Below are 18,161 nucleotides of genomic sequence, written 5' to 3' on the forward strand. Positions count from 1 at the left end.
ATACCTACAAGGTTTTTGAAACCTTGCGGGATGTTTTTAAAGCCTTTCTAGGTGTTTTACAAATCTGTGACACAACCTTTTGATGCAGATGCTACTGATTTTGCGTATTTATATAAAATTCCTTTTTTGTGTTTTAATGCTGGTGCTACCCATTTTGCTTTTCTTTCTGCTAATTCTTCATCAGAAATTAAAACATTTATAGAGTTGTCTTCTGCACTAATTCTTATCTTATCCCCTGTTTTTATTAAACCTATTGCACCTCCAGATTGTGCTTCTGGTGTAATATGACCAACTACAAAGCCATGAGTTCCTCCAGAAAAACGACCATCTGTAATTAATGCGACAGATTTTCCTAAACCTGCTCCCATAATTAATGATGTTGGTTTTAACATTTCTGGCATTCCTGGTCCTCCTTTTGGTCCCACATATCTAATAACGACTACATCTCCTTTTTCTACCTCTCCATTAGAAATTCCTGTATTTGCTGCTTGTTCACCATCATACACCACTGCTTTTCCTTCGAACAATAAACCTTCGTTTCCAGAAATTTTTGCAACTGCTCCTTCAGGAGCTAAGTTTCCGTAAATAATTTGAATATTTCCTGATGACTTTAACGCTTTATCTTTTGGATAAATAACATCTTGGGCTTCAAATTCTATAGCTTTTACATCTGCAAGATTCTCTGCTAAAGTTTTTCCTGTTACAGTTAAACAATCTCCATGTAAATAGCCATTGTCTAATAAATATTTCATAATTGCGGGTGTTCCTCCAACTCCATGTACATCTTCCATTAAGTATTTTCCAGATGGTTTTAAGTCTGCAATTAACGGAGTTCTATCTGAAACTCTTTGAAAATCTTCTAGAGTAAATTCGATATCTGCAGCGTGTGCAATTGCTAAAAAGTGTAATACTGCATTTGTAGAACCTCCTAAAGCGTTTACCAATGCAACTGCATTTTCTAACGATTTTTTAGAAATAATATCTAAAGGTTTTAAATCTAATTCTAATAAATTTTTAATGGCTAAAGCGGTTCTTTCTGCTTCAGACAATTTATTCGGGTTTTCTGCAGGAATAGATGAGTTGTAAGGCAATGCAAAACCCATGCATTCGATTGCAGATGCCATTGTGTTGGCTGTGTACATTCCGCCACAAGCGCCTGCTCCTGGAATGGCTCTTTTAATAATTTCTTTGTATTCTGCTTCGTCTATTTCTCCAGCAACTTTTTGCCCTAAAGCTTCGAATGCAGAAACAATATTTAATTTTCTTCCTTTGTAATTTCCTGATGCGATGGTACCTCCATACATCATAATTGATGGTCGATTTAAACGCAACATCGCAATAACGGCTCCTGGCATATTTTTATCGCAACCTACTACAGAAACCAATGCATCGTAACTTTGCGCATTCATTACGGTTTCTATGGAATCTGCAATAATATCTCTGGAAGCTAAGGAATAATTCATACCTGAGGTTCCCATTGAAATTCCATCTGAAACACCAATTGTATTAAAAACTAAACCTACTAAACCTGCAATTTTAGATTCCACTTTTACTTCTGCTGCTAAATTGTTTAAGTGCATGTTACATGGGTTTCCATCATAACCTGTACTTGCAATACCCACTTGTGCTTTGCTCATATCTTCGTCACTCAAACCAACTGCGTATAGCATTGCTTGAGATGCTGGTTGAGATTCGTCTTGTGTTAATCTTTTGCTGTGTTTATTTAATTCCATTTATTGTTTTGTTCGATTTGTTGACTAAATTACTGTGTTTTTACGTTTTTGTTGCATAATCTTTATTAAAAATCTTTAAATTCAGGTATTCGAAAGCATGCTTAACTTTTTGATTTTTAATTATTTAACTACTTCTTATTATGACGTTCAAAAACAGATAAATATTTCCATAAAAAAACCTTCCGTTTATAGGAAGGTTTGCTTTATAAAATATATAAATACTACTTCCTTATCATGTCGTAATAATTACGATGACAATAATAATAGAAATAATATTTGATAATTGGTTTTTCATTTGAGCAACAAATATTTTAATTTTTTATTTTATTATGCAAATAAATATTTACTTTTTTTTGCAAGGAGTTAAAACCCCTTGTAAAACCCTTTGTTAAATAATGGTACTTTGCCCAGCGTGAATATTTATAAAATTTAGATTGCTATCTTCTTGATTTAAGATATAATCTGCAATAAAATCGCCTACTTTAGACGTCGATGCTGCGTATTTATTTTTTCCTTTAATGTCTTCTGTAGTGATGTTTAAGTCTAAAGATTTTTCTACTGCTCTTTCAATAGCATCTGCTTCTTCTAACAAACCTAAGTGCTCTAATAGCATGGCTGCAGATAAAATTGATGCTAATGGATTTGCGATATCTTTGCCTTTTGCTTCTGAAAATGTTCCGTGAACTGGCGCAAATAATGCGTTGTTATTTCCTATGGAAGAAGACGATAATAAACCTATTGAACCACTAATTACGCTAACTTCGTCTGAAAATATATCTCCAAATAGGTTGTCTGTTAAAACAACGTCGAAGCTTTTGGGTTTTAAAATTAACTTCATCGCAGCATTATCTGCATACATATGCTCTAATGCTACATTTTTGTATTGTTTTGCAATTTCTGTAACTGTTTTTCGCCACAGTTTCGAAGTTTCTAATACATTAGATTTATCTATTAGAGTTACTTTTTTCTTTCTGCCTTGTGCTGCTTTAAATGCCAAATGTGCAATTCTCGAAATTTCGTCTTCGCAATAAGAGCAAACATCGAATGCATTTTTACCATCTTTGCTTACTTCTTTTTTGCCAAAATAAATGCCTGATGTTAATTCTCTAAAAATTACAATATCTGTACCTTTTATAATCTCTCTTTTTAATGGAGAGTTTTTAATAAGTTGGTCGTAGGCTTTTACAGGGTTTACATTGCAAAAAAGATCCAATTCTTTTCTTAATTTTAGCAAACCTTGTTCTGGTCTTATTCTTAACGATGGATCGTTGTCGTACTTTGGATCGCCAATAGCACCAAATAAAATGGCATCTGCTTTTTTACAAATTTCAATTGTTTTTTCTGGCAAAGGATTTCCTGTTGCCTCGATTGCACAAGAACCCATTTGAGCTTCTTCGTATAAAAAAATATGGTCGTACACTTCTGCAACTGCATCTAATGCTTTTTTTGCTTGATTGGTTACTTCTGGCCCAATACCATCTCCTGGAATTACTGCTATTGTGTATTTCATTTACTATTTTTTTGCAGATTTTATCTTAAAAATCAAAGGTAGCTGCTAATTTACGAATAAGCTGGTTGACTAAAAAATTTCACAACTACCTATGAAGACAAAGTTTATTTTTAAATTTCTCTAAGATGAAGCAACTGCTATTTTAGAGGTTTTATTTACTTTTTTCATTATTTGATGAATATCTTCATCTTTTACTTCTTTCTGTTTGTCTGCCGTTTCTAAAAACGAAGTATAGGCTTTATCTAACTGAATTTTAGTTAATTCGTACCCTATTTTCTTCGCTCTATAAGCCAATGCTGCTCTACCACTTCTGGCTGTTAAAACAATAGCACTTTCTGTAACACCAACATCTTCTGGATTCATAATCTCGTAGGTTTCTCTGTTTTTTATTACTCCATCTTGATGAATTCCAGAACTATGCGCAAATGCATTTGCACCTACAATTGCTTTGTTTGGTTGTACAGGCATTCCCATACTTTCTCTCACCATAATAGAAGTATCGTACAATAACTTTGTATTGATAGAAGTTTCTAAGTTTAAATAAGGGTGTTGTTTTAACACCATAACCACTTCTTCTAAAGCTGTATTGCCTGCTCTTTCTCCAATTCCATTAATGGTACATTCTATTTGACGCGCACCATTAATAACTCCGGCAATTGAGTTGGCAGTTGCCATTCCTAAGTCGTTATGACAGTGACAAGAAAGAATTACATTTTCGATTCCTTTTACGTTTTCACGTAAATATTTCATTTTTGCACCATACTCTTCTGGCAAACAATACCCAGTTGTATCTGGAATATTTAAAACAGTTGCCCCAGCTTTAATTACTTCTTCGCAAACTTTAGCTAAAAATGCGTTGTCTGTTCTACCAGCATCTTCGGCATAAAATTCGATATCTTCCACAAAAGATTTTGCGTAAGAAACTGCTTTTACGGCACGTTCTATTACTTTTTCTCTTGTAGAGTTAAATTTAAATTTTATATGAGAATCACTCGTTCCAATTCCTGTATGAATTCTTGGATATTTTGCAAATTTTAATGCTTCTACTGCAACTTTAATATCGTTTTCTACAGCTCTAGTTAAACCACAAACTGTAGCATTTTTTACAATTTTTGCAATTTCAGAAACAGACGCGAAATCTCCTGGACTTGATACTGGAAAACCAGCTTCAATTACATTTACGCCCAACAAATCTAATCGCTCTGCAATCACTAATTTCTGTTTTGTATCTAACTTACAGCCAGGAACCTGCTCACCATCTCTTAGTGTTGTGTCGAAAATTTGTACTTGATTGTCTTGCATAATTTCTGAAAAGATTATCTTTATTATAAATCAAATATATATCTTGCATTTGCAAATAAATTATAAATTTACTAGCTAGTACGATTTCTAAAAGATTTTAAAAACATATAATTTATTGATTTTTAATTAATTATGAGTAAAAATACTACATTAGCCAATCATCAAAATGATGCTCTTTTCGTGTTAATTAAATCGTTAACCAAGTCCGAAAAAAGGCAATTTAACCTCTATGTTGGAAGATTGGATGGTAATGTAGATGCAAAATTTTTCTCTCTTTTTAAATTTTTAGAGAAACTAAAAGTTTATGACGAAAAAGTAATTATTGGAAGTGGCATTGTTTCTAAACAACAATTATCGAATTTAAAAGCACATTTGTATAAACAGATTTTAATTAGCTTACGACTAAACCCTGCTCATAAAAATATTCGAATTCAAATTAGAGAACAACTAGATTTTGCAACAGTTCTATATCAAAAAGGATTGTATAAACAGAGTTTAAAATTGCTTGACAAAGCAAAAAATTTAGCCATCGAATACGAAGAAAAAAATATTGCTTACGAAATTGTAGAACTCGAAAAAGTAATCGAAACGCAATACATTACTCGAAGTTTAAGTAATAGAGCAGACCAGCTTTCTGTACAAGCAAAAGAGCTAAGCCAGCAAAACGTAATTGCTAGTAAATTGTCTAACTTATCACTTCAATTGTACAGTCATTTACTACAAAATGGCTATGTAAAAAACGAAGAAGAATTGCAATTTGTAAATAATTATTTCGAAGATCGTTTGCCAAAATACAAGTACGAAAAACTAGGTTTTAGAGAGCGTTTATGGTTGTATAAGGCACATTTATGGCACAGTTTTTTGGTGCAAGATTTCTTACAGAGTTATAAATACGCTAATAAATGGGTAGATTTATTTAAGGAAAATAAAAAATTAATTATTTTACATCCTGTTTTTTATTTAAAAGGAATTAATTACTTGTTGGAAGCTTCTTTTTTTGTAAAAAAAGCATCTACCTTTAAACAAGAATTGACCGTTTTTGAGGAAGAAATTGAAGCTAAAAAAATTCCTTTAAACACCAATACCGAGCTTTTAATTTTTCAATACTTATATGCCAATAAACTGCATTTACATTTCTTGGAAGGCACTTTTAAAGAAGGTGAATATTTGGTTACAATAATCAACAAAAAAATTGAAAGTTACAACCATAGGTTAGACAACCATTACGTGGTAATGTTCTATTATAAAATTGCTTGCCTGTATTTTGGAATGGGTAAAAACGAATTGTGCATCGCCTATTTGCAAAAAATTATTCGCAATAAAATTGGTTCTGCAGAAGATTTGCAATGTTTTGCCCGTGTTTTAAATTTAATTGCACATTACGAATGTGGCTTGGACTACGACTTAGAAAGACAATTTATAGACACCTATAAATTCTTACTAAAAATGGAGAATTTACAAGAAGTACAAAAGGTTTTCTTAACTTCTATTAGAGATTTAAGTGATGTGTTTCCGCACGAAATAAAAAATGAATTTAAAAAAATTCATACAAAATTAAAGAAGTTCGAAAATCATCCTTACGAAAAAAGGGCTTTTTTATATTTAGATATTTTGTCTTGGTTAGAAAGCAAGATTGAAAACAAACCGATTGCTCAAGTCATTAAAGAAAAATCACGCCAGCTTTCCAAATAATATCAAATTTTAAATTTTCACCACTTGTTTTTATCAATATGATATAAATTCAATAAAAACACAAAATAAACACAACTTCGTGTTTGTGAATTAAATATTTCTAATATTTTTGCCTTGTGAATCATCCAATAATACATACAAATTTAACCAATGCTATTTCTTTAGCAGGCACTATTATTGGCACAACTACAACAATTACCCTTTAGGGGTTTACTATATTTCATATCAACTCAGGTCATTTATATTGTTTCGAATAATTTTGAAACAATTTTCAATAAAAATTAATTTCACAGAATATTTATTCTTAAAAAAGATGAAAGTATTAAAATTCGGCGGTTCGTCTGTCGCAAATTCAGAAAACATAAAAAAGGTTTTAGCCATTGTTGAAAAAACTTCAAAAACAAGTAAAATTGCTGTTGTGGTTTCTGCATTCGGAAAAACAACCAATGCACTAATTGAAGGTGCACATTTAGCAGCTACAAAAAATGAAGCCTATAAAACGGTTTTAGAAAAGTTAGAAGCACATCATTTTAATGTAATTAAAGACTTGATTTCTTTAGAAAATCAACCTGAAATTCTAAATCACGCAAAAGAACTTTTCCACCAATTAGCAACCATTTACGAAGGTTGTTACTTATTGGAAGAATTAACGCCCAAAACATTGGCAACCATTTCTAGTTTTGGCGAGTTATTATCTTCTTACATTATCGCAAAAGCGGCGAACATTTCTTTTGAAACTGGATATAAAGACAGTAGAGAAATTATTATCGCATCTAATAATTACCTAAATGCAACCGTTAATTTTGCCGAAACAAATAAAAATATTACTGCTTATTTTAGTGGAAATCAAAAAAAAGTAACACTTTTACCCGGTTTTGTCGCCAAAACAAGCGAAGGAAAAACCACTACTTTAGGACGTGGAGGCTCAGATTATACTGCTGCAATTATTGCTGCCGCTGTAAATGCAGATGAGTTACAAATTTGGACAGACGTTTCTGGAATGTTTACTGCCAATCCAAGTGTGGTAAAACAAGCGTTTCCTATTCCACATATTTCGTATCACGAAGCCATGGAATTGTCTCATTTTGGCGCGAAAGTTATTTATCCGCCAACGATTCAGCCAGTGTTGAAAAAAGAAATTTCTATTAGAATTAAAAATACATTTAAACCAGAAGAAGAAGGTACTTTAATCGCCAAAGAAACTAGTAACAAAAAGCCTGTAAAAGGAATTAGTCATATAGAAAACATAACTTTAATTACCTTAGAAGGCAGTGGCATGGTTGGCATTCCAGGCTTTTCTAAACGTTTATTTGAAGCGATTTCTTTTCATAATATCAATATTATTTTAATTACTCAAGCTTCGTCAGAATTATCGATTTGTATTGGTATTGCTGATGAAGATGCACAAAAAGCAAAAGCAGTAATCGACGAAACTTTCGAGTTTGAAATCGAGAAACAAAAAGTAAATCCTGTAAAATTAGAACAAGATTTATGCATTATTGCTTTGGTGGGCGATAATATGAAAAATCATCAAGGTTTAAGCGGACAAATGTTTAGTTCTTTAGGAAAAAATAATGTGAATATTAGAGCCATTGCACAAGGTTCTACTGAGAAAAATATTTCTGCAGTAATTAATAAAAATGATGCAAAAAAGGCCTTAAACACCTTACACGAACAATTTTTTGAAGAAAAAATTAAGCAAATCAATCTTTTTGTAACTGGAGTTGGTAATGTTGGCGAACGCTTTTTAGCACAATTAGAACAGCAAAAAAAACACTTAAAAAAGCATTTAAAACTAAACGTTCGTGTCATTGGTTTGTCTAACTCCAGAAAAATGATTTTTAACGAAAAAGGAATCGATTTAAAAAACTGGAAAGCGCTTTTAGAAAACGGAGAATCAACAAGTTTAGAGAGATTCTTCAACAAGACAAAACAATGTAATTTAAGAAATAGTGTTTTTGTAGATAACACTGCAAACCAAGCCGTTTCCGAAGTTTACGAGAATTATTTAAGACAAAGTATTGGTGTCGTAACCTGCAATAAAATTGCTTGTGCTTCTTTGTTAGAAAATTACAAAACATTAAAAGCAATTTCAAGAAAATACAATGCGCCATTTTTGTTTGAAACCAATGTAGGTGCAGGTTTACCAATTATAGATACCTTAAAAAACTTAATTAATTCTGGTGATAGAGTTCATAAAATCCAGGCTGTTTTATCCGGAAGTTTAAACTTTGTGTTTAATAATTTTAATAAAAATACAACGTTTCATGATGTTGTAGCGCAAGCACAAAAAGAAGGTTATACAGAACCAGATCCAAAGATCGATTTAAGTGGTGTGGATGTTGCCAGAAAAATTTTAATTCTTGCTAGAGAAAGTGGTTACGATTTAGAATTAAGCGATATTTCTAAAAATGCTTTTCTTCCTGAAGAAAGTTTAAAAACCAAAAATAATGATGATTTCTACGCTTCTTTAACAAAGAACGAAGCACATTTTCAACAAATTTTTAAGGAAGCAAATGACAAAAATTGTCGTTTAAAATATGTCGCAGAATTTATAGACGGAAAAGCAAATGTTGGTTTGCAACACATTCCAGCAGAGCATCCTTTTTATAATTTAGAAGGAAGTGATAATATTGTATTATTTTTTACAGATAGATATCCAGAAAATCCTTTAATTATAAAAGGTGCTGGTGCTGGTGCAGATGTTACTGCTTCTGGTATTTTTGCTGATATAATTAGAACTACTAAATAAGTTGGCAGTTTGCAGTCTTCAGTAGGCAGTATTCAGTAAAAAAACTGACTGTAAACTGAAGACTGAGAACTGCTGACTGAAGACTTAAAAAAAATGAAAACTTTAAAAATATTTTCTCCTGCAACTGTTGCCAATGTTTCCTGCGGATTCGATTCTATGGGTTTTGCTGTAGATGCCATTGGCGATGAAATGACGTTTACAAAAACCGCAGAAAAAGGTGTAAAAATAACCAAGATTACGGGTGCAAATTTAACCTATGATGTTGATAAAAATGCAGCAAGTGCAGTCGTGAAAAAGATATTATTAGAAGCTAATGCCGATTTCGGAATTGAACTTACCATCCACAAAGGATTTTCTCCTGGAAGTGGTTTGGGTAGTTCTGCTGCAAGTGCTGCTGGTGCTGCTTTTGGGGTAAATCAGTTTTTAGAAAACAAATATTCTGATTTAGAACTCACTAAATTTGCGATGTTTGGCGAAGAAGTTGCTTGCGGAACTCCAATTGCCGACAATGTTGCAGCCGCAATTTATGGAGGTTTTGTATTGGTTAGAAGTTACGAACCTTTGGATATTATAAAACTTCCAGTTCCAGAAAAGTTGAGAGTAGTGGCAATTCATCCTCAAATTGAAGTAAAAACAAAAGATGCTAGAGAAGTTTTGCCGAGAGAAATTCCGTTAAAAAATGCCATTACACAATGGGCAAATGTTGGTGGATTGGTAAGTGGATTGTACACAAGCAATTACGAATTAATTAGCAATTCTTTGGTAGATTTGGTGGCAGAACCTGCCAGAAAATCTTTAATTCCGTTTTTTGATGGAGTGAAAGAAAGCGCCATAAAAGCTGGTGCTTTAGGTGCAGGAATTTCTGGTTCTGGCCCAACAGTTTATGCTTTATGCGAAGGTGATATAATTGCAGAAGAAGTACACAATGCTATTCATAAAACGTATAAAAATACTGGAATCGATTTTGAAATCTTTACTTCAAAAGTGAATCCAGCAGGAATAAAAATATTATAAAATTAGATAAAGACCTCACAGGTTTTAAAAACCTGTGAGGTCTAAAAAACGAATAAAATGAACTACTACAGTTTACATAGAAAATCGCCAAATACAAACTTTAAAAACGCAGTTGTAGAAGGTTTGGCAAAAGACAGAGGAATTTATTTTCCTGAAACAATTACGCCACTTTCAAAAGATTTTATTGAAAATATAGAAGATTATTCCAATCAAGAAATTGCTTTTGAAGTGATTCAACAATTTGTGGGTGATGAAATTCCGGCGGAAAAATTAAAAGAAATTGTGGCAGAAACGGTTTCTTTCGATTTTCCTGTGGTAAAAATTACAGATAAAATTGCTTCTTTAGAATTATTTCACGGCCCAACAATGGCTTTTAAAGATGTTGGCGCCAAATTTATGGCGAAGTGTTTGGAATATTTCAATCAAGGAAACGAAGATGAAGTCACTGTTTTAGTTGCCACTTCTGGAGATACTGGAGGCGCAGTTGCCAATGGGTTTTTAGGTGCAAAAGGCGTAAATGTGGTTATTTTATATCCTTCAGGAAAAGTAAGTGATATTCAAGAAAAACAACTAACCACTTTAGGACAAAATATTACAGCTTTAGAAGTCGATGGTGTTTTTGACGATTGCCAAGAAATGGTAAAAACTGCTTTTTTAGATGAAGAAATTACGAAGACTTTAACCTCTGCAAATTCAATAAATGTGGCACGTTGGTTGCCACAAATGTTTTACTTTTTCTTTACTTATAAAGAATTGAAAAAACTGAATAAAGAATTGGTTTTTTCTGTTCCAAGTGGAAATTTTGGAAATATTTGTGCAGGAATTATGGCACAAAAATTAGGTTTACCAATCAAACATTTTGTGGCTTCTACCAATGTAAACGACACAGTTCCTAATTATTTAAAAGACGGAAAATACATTCCAAAACCATCAAAAGCAACCATTTCTAATGCCATGGATGTTGGAAACCCAAGTAATTTTATTAGAATTCAAGAATTATATAATAATGACTTTGAAACAATAAAAACCCATTTTTCTTCATACAGTTTTTCTGATGATGCAACTCGCGAAAAGATGAAAACGATTTACAAAGACTCTGGTTATGTGGCAGATCCTCATGGAGCAGTTGGCTATTTAGGGTTGGAAAAATATGGTTTAAATGAAAACGAATTTGGGGTGTTTTTAGAAACGGCACATCCTGTTAAGTTTTTAGATGTTGTAGAAGAAACTTTGCCTATAAAAGTCGAAATTCCAGAACAGATTCAGAAAGTAATCAATAATAAAAAAGCAGCCATAAAAGCAAGTTCTTATGAAGATTTGAAAGCTTTTTTGATGGGGAATTAATTCTTGTCATTTCGAACGAAACGCAGTGAAGTTGAGAAATCTTATGTATTTCTATTAGATTTCTCCATAAAGTCGAAATGACATTGGAACTAAAAATTAAACGGTTATTTCTAATGGAACGCACTAACCCTTGTCATTTCGAACATTACTGAAATCAAAATGAATTTTGATTGAAAGTAGCTTGCGAAGCAAAACAGTGAAGTTGAGAAACCTTATGTATTTCTATTACATTTCTCCATAAAGTCGAAATGACATTCTTAATTAAAATAATTTATCAGACCTCACAGGTTTTAAAAACCTGTGAGGTCTTTGTCTCTACAACTCAAAAATCCCATCATTTGTAAAACAATAATTTTTACATTTTCTTAAACTTTGTCTTGTGTTTAAACCTGTAAACAAACTAAAAGCAGGTAAAATTAGTTGATTTTCTGTTACTTGAAAACAAGGTAATTTAATTCGTTGTTTTCCTTTTCCTTTGATAAAAACTCCAGGATGAATGTGTCCTGAAATGGTGAAAAAATCGCTTCTTTCTTCAACTGAATCATGCACAAATTTTAAAGTGTTTATATTCAATTCAGTTTTAAAAACTTCAATATTAAATTGCTCGTAAATTTTGTTGCTTAATCTATCATGATTTCCTTTTATCAATTGTAATTGTAAGTTTTCGAATTGCAACAACCACTCTTTGAACTCATCTAAATCAGCATTGTATTCTGCGTGAAATAAATCGCCCACAATTATTAAATTTTCAGCTTTAAAATGGTTAATTAGCTGTTTTAAACGCTCTAAATCTGTTGTTAAAACGTTTTTAGGAATTGGAATGCCACTTTTTTGAAAATGTGCCGATTTTCCAATATGCAAATCACTTAAAATTAAACTTTTTTGAGATTCCCAATATAAAACTCGTTGATTTGTAACTTCTAAAACCTCATCTTTACAAAGTATTTTTTTAGAAATTATTACCAAAGGTTTTATCATATTTAGGCTTTTAAAGCTTGTTTTTGAATGCGTTCTATACGTTTGCTTAAATCTTCGTTACTCATGGTTCCTCGCAAACTATCTACTTTTAACGGAAAACTCAAAGGTGTAAAATTTTGTGCTCTTTTCAAAATGATTTTACTTTCTGAAATTCGTTTAAAAGCACTTTGTAAACGTACTTTTTCTAATTCATAATCGAAAACTTCGTTATACGCTTGTTTCAGTAATAAATTATTGGGTTCGTGGTCATTTAAAACTCTAAAAATTAAACCTGATGAAGATTGTAAACTTTTATTCGTTTTTCGATTTCCTGGTTGTGTTTGGATCACCAAACCAGCAACCACAGCAATATCTCTAAATTTTCGAGAAGCCATTTCACTCGCATTTATACTTGCAGTTACATCCTGAATTAAATTTTCTTTCGAGAATATTTCAGTAATATTTTCTTCGTTTAAAGGAATTTCTTGGTCGCTTAACAACTCAAAACCATAATCGTTCATAGCGATTGTAAAGGTTCTTTTATCAATCTGACTAATTCTATACGCAATTAACGAAGCCATAATTTCGTGCACCAATCTGCCTTCAAAAGGATAGGCAAACAAATGAAAACCTTCTTTGGTTTCTATGAGTTCTACTAAAAATTCGTCGTGTTTTGGAATGTGAGAATTGGCTTCTTGTCTTTTTAATAATGGATGCAAAAATTTAAGTTCTTTTTCTCTATTATTAGGTATTAAAGCATCGCTTAACTTCAATCTTAAAAAATGGGTTAAGTAAGAGGTTAATGGTAATCTACCACCCATCCAACTTGGCGTAATGGCTTTTTTATTTTTGCTTCTTTTTACCAAAACAGTCATGTCTTTTATTTGTTTCATCTCTAAAACCCTTCCTCCTAAAATAAAAGCATCGCCTTTTTTTAATTTTGAGATAAAATATTCTTCCACCATTCCAATATATCCACCAGAAAAAAACTTTACAAATAGCATTACTTCACTTACAATTACACCAATATTCATTCTGTGCATCATGGCTATTCTTCTACTTTTTACTCGGTAAAATCCATCTTCATCTAACACTACTTTATGAAATTCTTCATAAGCTTTTAGCGTATTTCCACCTTGTGTAATAAAATGAATACACCAATCGAATTCTTCTTTGGTTAAATAATGAAAAGCGTGAATTTCCTTTACCAATTCAAAAGTTTCATCTGCCTTAAAACCTTCGCCAACTGCCAACGTTACTAAAAATTGAACTAAAACATCGTAGGTTAAAACATACGGAATTCTCGATTCGATTTCATTCTGTTTTACAGCTTCTTTTACAGCAGCAACTTCTATCAATTGCAAAGAATGTGTGGGAACAGCGTAAATTTTAGAACGCTCAAAAGGCGAATGCCCACTTCTGCCTGCGCGTTGCATAAAACGCGCAATTCCTTTGGCAGAACCAATTTGAATGACACAATCTACAGGTTTAAAATCGACTCCTAAATCTAACGAAGATGTACAAACAACTGCTTTTAACAATCCGTTTGAAATGGCTTCTTCAATAAAATTACGTTGCACTTTATCAATAGAACCATGATGAATGGCAATTTGTCCAATTAAATCGGGTTCTTCTTCAATTAAAATTTGATACCATAATTCACTCTGATTTCTGGTATTTGTAAAAATTAAAGTCGTCGTATTTTTATAAATAATGGGAATTATTTTAGAGCTCATCGTTTTTCCTAAATGACCTGCCCAAGACAACTCTTCTACTTCATCAGGCAACAGAGAAACAATATCTATTTTCTTCTTTTCTTTTGCACGAATCATCGTGGTTTTTAGGTCATAAGGAATTAAGACATTTTTTGCTTCTTCTAAATTTCCAATGGTTGCAGAAATACTCCAAATACGAGTTTTTGGTGATAAATTTCTAATTCTCGCAATCGCAATTTCGGTAATTACACCACGTTTTGAGCCTAGTAATTCGTGCCATTCATCAACCGCAATACAGTTTACATTTTTAAACCAACGTGAGTTTTTCTTTTGAGAAAATAATAAATGAAGCGTTTCTGGAGTTGTTAAAATAACGTCTGGCATTGCACGTTCTTGACGCCTTCTATCTTTGGTAGGCGTGTCTCCATTTCGAACCTCCACAGTCCAATCTAAACCAATTTCATCTACAGCAGTGTTCATGGCTTTTGCCAAATCTTTTGCCAACGAGCGCAAAGGACTTACCCAAATTAATTTCAACCCTTTTTTATAGTTTTTTTGGTTGTTTAAATAATCGATAACTACCGCTAAAAACACAGAAAACGTTTTTCCAAAACCTGTTGGAGCCACTACCATTCCACTGAAATTGTTATGATAGCGTTCCCAAGTTTGGGTTTGAAAACTAAATGGCGTTTGATCTTTTTCTGCCATCCAGTTTTCTATGATTTTATAGCCTTGTGTTTGTTTGAAGTTGCTCATTTTTTTAAACGCAAAGACGCGAAGTCTTTTTATATTTTTTGTTCCTTTTTTTCTCTCTCAAGGAGCAAAAACTGAAATTTATTTTTAATAATTTGGGCGTTACCACAAGGGTCGCGCTTTACGCACTCGCTTTTTATTCGTTCCTCTCATAAAAGAGCTCAAACAATTGCTTCAATCGCTAACGCGTGCGTGTTTATAATCATATTGTTATTCCAAACAGTTATTTTCACTATTAAGAATCTTCTCCACAATGTTTGCGTGAGACGCTTCCAGCGTGACAAAACTGAAGTGAATTTATGGTTTCTATGTCATTTCGACTTTATGGAGAAATATTAAAGAAAACAGCTTAATCAATGAAGATTCTTCTCGTTAAATTAAGATTTCTCGACTTCACTGCGTTTCACTCGAAATGACAATTTTGTTTTTAGTTATAATGTCTTTTCGACTTTATGGAGAAATATTAAAGAAAACAGCTTAATCAATAAAGATTCTTCTCGTTAAAATTAAGATTTCTCGACTTCACTGTGTTTCGCTCGAAATGACAATTTAGTTTTTAGTTATAATGTCTTTTCGACTTTATGGAGAAATCTCATAGAAAATAGCTTAATCAGTAAAGATTCTTCTCACTAAAATAAGATTTCTCGACTTCACTGCGTTTCGCTCGAAATGACAATCGTCCTTTACATTTTAACATGCATCAATTAATGCTTTTACACTTTCAATTGTATCTATATCTTTTACAGTTTTGTCTTTTCGCCAACGTTTCATTCTTGGAAAACGTAAGGCAACTCCACTTTTGTGTCTTTTACTGTATGCGATTCCTTCAAAAGCAATTTCGAAAACCAATTCTGGTTTTACGGTTCTTACAGGTCCGAATTTTTCGATGGCATTTTTATTTACCCATTTAGAAATTTGTGTAATTTCTACATCAGTTAATCCTGAATAGGCTTTTGCTACGGTTACTAATTTGTCTTTATTTTTTACTGCAAACGTATAATCTGTGTATTTAGAACTTCTTCTTCCACTTCCTTTTTGGGCATAAATCATTACTGCATCAATCGTTAAGGGATCTACTTTCCATTTCCACCAATCGCCTTTTTTTCTTCCAACATGATAAATGGACGATTTTTTCTTCAACATTAAACCTTCAGAATTAAAACTTCTTGCCACATTTCTTAACGCATCTAATTCGTTCCAATTTTTAAAATCGATAACTTCTGATAATTTTAAAATATCACTGGTATTTTGTTTGAATAATTCTTCTAATTTAATTCGTCTTTCTTCCATCGAAAAAGTTCGCAAATCGACTTCATTTATTTCTAAAATATCATAAATATACAAACCAACAGGTACTTCTTCTAATAATTTTTTGGTTACATTTTTACGATTTAATCTTTTTTGTAAATCGTTAAAAAGTAATACAGCACTGTCTTTTATTGCCAAAATTTCTCCATCGATTACAAAACTGCCTTCTAATTGAGCAACTGCTTCTACCAATTCTGGGAATTGTTCTGTTACTAATTCTTCTCCTCTACTCCATATAAAAACCTCTTCTTTTCTTTTGATGATTTGTCCGCGAATTCCATCCCATTTATATTCTACTTGCCACTCATTTGTTTCGCCTAAATCTTCTAATTCTTTTTCTAAAGAATAGGCCAAACAAAACGGATAAGGTTTTGAATTATCGTAATTGATATGTTCGCCATTTAATAAATCATTAAAAGTGATAGAATTTGGCGTCCAATTTCCAATAATACTATGCATTAGTTGGTTGGCATCAATTCTTGATAATTTTGCCAATGCATTTACCAATGTTTTTTTAGAAACTCCAATTCTGAAACTTCCGCCAATCAATTTATTAAAAATCAACCGTTCTTGAGCTTCTAATCCGTTCCAAGCTTCTAAAACATAGGCCTTTTTTTCTTCGTCTGTTTTTTGTTTTAGGTTGATGAGTTCATCCATCCAAATATGTAATGGTTTTTCAATTTTATATTCGGGATTTGGCAATAAAAGTGCAATCGTTTCACCTAAATCTCCAACAGATGCATAACTTTCTAAAAAAAGCCATTCAGGAAGTTGTGTAATTTCCATTACCCAACTTTTCATCAAATTCGATTTTACAGGTCTTGAAGGTCTTTTTCCAGTAAACAATGCGATTAGCCATAATTTATCTTTGTCTGGAGCAGTTCTAAAATAATTGACCAATGCATCAATTTTTGCATTGGTTTTGTTGGTGATTTCAATCGCGCTAATTAAGTTGGAAAAGTCTTTCATAAATCCGCTTTTTCAGTTTTAATTGCTACTTCACTTGCCAATTCATCATTACCAAACTCGGTTTTTAATTCGTGTGCTTCAATACCAATTTCATTCAAATATTTAGAAAAAACAGCTTGTGAACCATGAGTTACATACACTTTTTGGGCTTCAGTGGCTTTTACGGCTTCCAATAAACCATCCCAATCTGCGTGATCGCTAACTGCAAAACCTGCATCCGCACCTTTCCATCTTCGGTTTCCACGAATGTGCATCCAACCAGAACAAATTGCAGTTGATGCATTTGGAATTTTCTTCAATAATCGAGAACCCAACAAACCTGGAGGCATGATTACTATTTTATTTTGAAGGTCTGCTTTTTTGAAATCGTAATTCAGTAAATTGGTTTCTGGAAGCTCTATTCCTGAACCTGAAATAGCATTGTTTAAATTGTGAATTGCTGTGTGCACATAAATATCATCTACACCTTCAATCAACTTCATTATACGTTGTGCTTTTCCTAAACTGTATCCTAAAAAAACACTGGTTCTATTATTTTGTTGATTTTGTAACACCCATTTTTGTAACTGAGTTTGCAATGCTGTTTCTTCTTTCCACTTATAAATTGGCAAACCAAATGTACTTTCAGTAATAAATTCGTGACATTTTACGGGTTCAAAAGGTGTTGAAATAAAATCGGGTTGTGTTTTATAATCCCCAGAAAAAACCACCACAAAACCTTTGTATTCCAACCGAATTTGAGCAGAACCAATTACATGACCAGCTGGAAAAAAACTTACTTGCACTCCATTTATAATTCTCGGTTCATTATACCCCAAACTTTCAATGGAAATATCTTGCCCTAACCTATGTTTTATAATTGCTTTGGAATCGTTATGACATAAATAATGCTTATTTCCAGCTCTAGAATGATCTGCATGACCATGAGAAATAATTGCATAATCTACAGGAAACCAAGGATCTAAATAAAACTTTCCTGGAATGCAATAAATGCCTTTTTTTGTAAATTTTAAGAGTTTCAATATAACTTCAATTTTAAAAAAAATCTTTTCATAAAAATAATGGATTACAAACAAATGCAATCCATTATTAAATTTTTCTTTAGAAATTTC

At 32.2% G+C, this 18,161-nt stretch carries 11 protein-coding genes; 4 read left to right on the forward strand and 7 right to left on the reverse strand.

Annotated elements, in window-relative coordinates; all coding sequences use genetic code 11:
* Positions 1-56 precede the first annotated feature (56 nt).
* The 3 genes from ilvD to JL193_RS06665 form a co-directional block, all read right to left on the reverse strand.
* A complete protein-coding gene (gene ilvD / locus JL193_RS06655) occupies positions 57-1,733 on the reverse strand; it encodes a dihydroxy-acid dehydratase (RefSeq protein WP_207973041.1) in 1,677 nt (558 codons plus the stop codon).
* Positions 1,734-2,121: 388 nt separating this feature from the next.
* Positions 2,122-3,243, reverse strand: a complete 1,122-nt coding sequence (gene leuB / locus JL193_RS06660) for a 3-isopropylmalate dehydrogenase (protein ID WP_207973042.1) — start codon at positions 3,241-3,243, stop codon at positions 2,122-2,124.
* 120 nt (positions 3,244-3,363) lie between these two features.
* Positions 3,364-4,545: a 2-isopropylmalate synthase gene (locus JL193_RS06665; RefSeq protein WP_207973043.1), complete on the reverse strand. Its 1,182-nt coding sequence runs from the start codon at positions 4,543-4,545 to the stop codon at positions 3,364-3,366.
* Between the two features lie 132 nt (positions 4,546-4,677).
* Between JL193_RS06665 and JL193_RS06670 the strand changes: the two genes are divergently transcribed.
* The 4 genes from JL193_RS06670 to thrC all read left to right on the forward strand — a co-directional run bounded on the left by JL193_RS06670 (position 4,678) and on the right by thrC (position 11,347).
* Positions 4,678-6,237 carry a hypothetical protein gene (locus tag JL193_RS06670; RefSeq protein WP_207973044.1) on the forward strand — a complete coding sequence of 520 codons (1,560 nt, stop codon included), beginning with the start codon at positions 4,678-4,680 and terminating at the stop codon, positions 6,235-6,237.
* Between the two features lie 313 nt (positions 6,238-6,550).
* The gene (thrA, locus tag JL193_RS06675; RefSeq protein WP_207973045.1) at positions 6,551-8,989 is read left to right on the forward strand and encodes a bifunctional aspartate kinase/homoserine dehydrogenase I; all 2,439 of its coding nucleotides are present in this window, start codon (positions 6,551-6,553) and stop codon (positions 8,987-8,989) included.
* Positions 8,990-9,082: 93 nt separating this feature from the next.
* On the forward strand, positions 9,083-10,003 hold the full coding sequence (locus JL193_RS06680; protein WP_207973046.1) for a homoserine kinase: 921 nt from the start codon (positions 9,083-9,085) through the stop codon (positions 10,001-10,003).
* A gap of 57 nt (positions 10,004-10,060) precedes the next feature.
* On the forward strand, positions 10,061-11,347 hold the full coding sequence (thrC, locus tag JL193_RS06685; protein WP_207973047.1) for a threonine synthase: 1,287 nt from the start codon (positions 10,061-10,063) through the stop codon (positions 11,345-11,347).
* Between the two features lie 315 nt (positions 11,348-11,662).
* On the opposite strand, the gene pdeM is transcribed toward thrC, so the two are convergent.
* The 4 genes from pdeM to JL193_RS06705 form a co-directional block, all read right to left on the reverse strand.
* Positions 11,663-12,325: a ligase-associated DNA damage response endonuclease PdeM gene (gene pdeM / locus JL193_RS06690; protein WP_207973048.1), complete on the reverse strand. Its 663-nt coding sequence runs from the start codon at positions 12,323-12,325 to the stop codon at positions 11,663-11,665.
* Between the two features lie 2 nt (positions 12,326-12,327).
* Complete coding sequence (locus tag JL193_RS06695) at positions 12,328-14,775, reverse strand: ligase-associated DNA damage response DEXH box helicase (protein ID WP_207973049.1); 2,448 nt, start codon at positions 14,773-14,775, stop codon at positions 12,328-12,330.
* Between the two features lie 687 nt (positions 14,776-15,462).
* Positions 15,463-17,049 (reverse strand): ATP-dependent DNA ligase, encoded by a 1,587-nt coding sequence (locus JL193_RS06700; RefSeq protein WP_207973050.1) that lies wholly within the window; start codon positions 17,047-17,049, stop codon positions 15,463-15,465.
* Positions 17,046-18,071 carry a ligase-associated DNA damage response exonuclease gene (locus tag JL193_RS06705; RefSeq protein ID WP_207973051.1) on the reverse strand — a complete coding sequence of 342 codons (1,026 nt, stop codon included), beginning with the start codon at positions 18,069-18,071 and terminating at the stop codon, positions 17,046-17,048. The genes JL193_RS06700 and JL193_RS06705 overlap by 4 nt, the downstream gene beginning before the upstream one ends.
* Between the last annotated feature and the right edge of the window lie 90 nt (positions 18,072-18,161).

The sequence above is a fragment of the Polaribacter batillariae genome (assembly GCF_017498485.1).
GTDB lineage: Bacteria > Bacteroidota > Bacteroidia > Flavobacteriales > Flavobacteriaceae > Polaribacter > Polaribacter batillariae.

Bases quoted from the DNA above. Each gene is read 5' to 3' on its own strand.
- ilvD (WP_207973041.1), bottom strand. From the start codon at position 1,733: ATGGAATTAAATAAACACAGCAAAAGATTAACACAAGACGAATCTCAA.
- leuB (WP_207973042.1), bottom strand. From the start codon at position 3,243: ATGAAATACACAATAGCAGTAATTCCAGGAGATGGTATTGGGCCAGAA.
- JL193_RS06665 (WP_207973043.1), bottom strand. From the start codon at position 4,545: ATGCAAGACAATCAAGTACAAATTTTCGACACAACACTAAGAGATGGT.
- JL193_RS06670 (WP_207973044.1), top strand. From the start codon at position 4,678: ATGAGTAAAAATACTACATTAGCCAATCATCAAAATGATGCTCTTTTC.
- thrA (WP_207973045.1), top strand. From the start codon at position 6,551: ATGAAAGTATTAAAATTCGGCGGTTCGTCTGTCGCAAATTCAGAAAAC.
- JL193_RS06680 (WP_207973046.1), top strand. From the start codon at position 9,083: ATGAAAACTTTAAAAATATTTTCTCCTGCAACTGTTGCCAATGTTTCC.
- thrC (WP_207973047.1), top strand. From the start codon at position 10,061: ATGAACTACTACAGTTTACATAGAAAATCGCCAAATACAAACTTTAAA.
- pdeM (WP_207973048.1), bottom strand. From the start codon at position 12,325: ATGATAAAACCTTTGGTAATAATTTCTAAAAAAATACTTTGTAAAGAT.
- JL193_RS06695 (WP_207973049.1), bottom strand. From the start codon at position 14,775: ATGAGCAACTTCAAACAAACACAAGGCTATAAAATCATAGAAAACTGG.
- JL193_RS06700 (WP_207973050.1), bottom strand. From the start codon at position 17,049: ATGAAAGACTTTTCCAACTTAATTAGCGCGATTGAAATCACCAACAAA.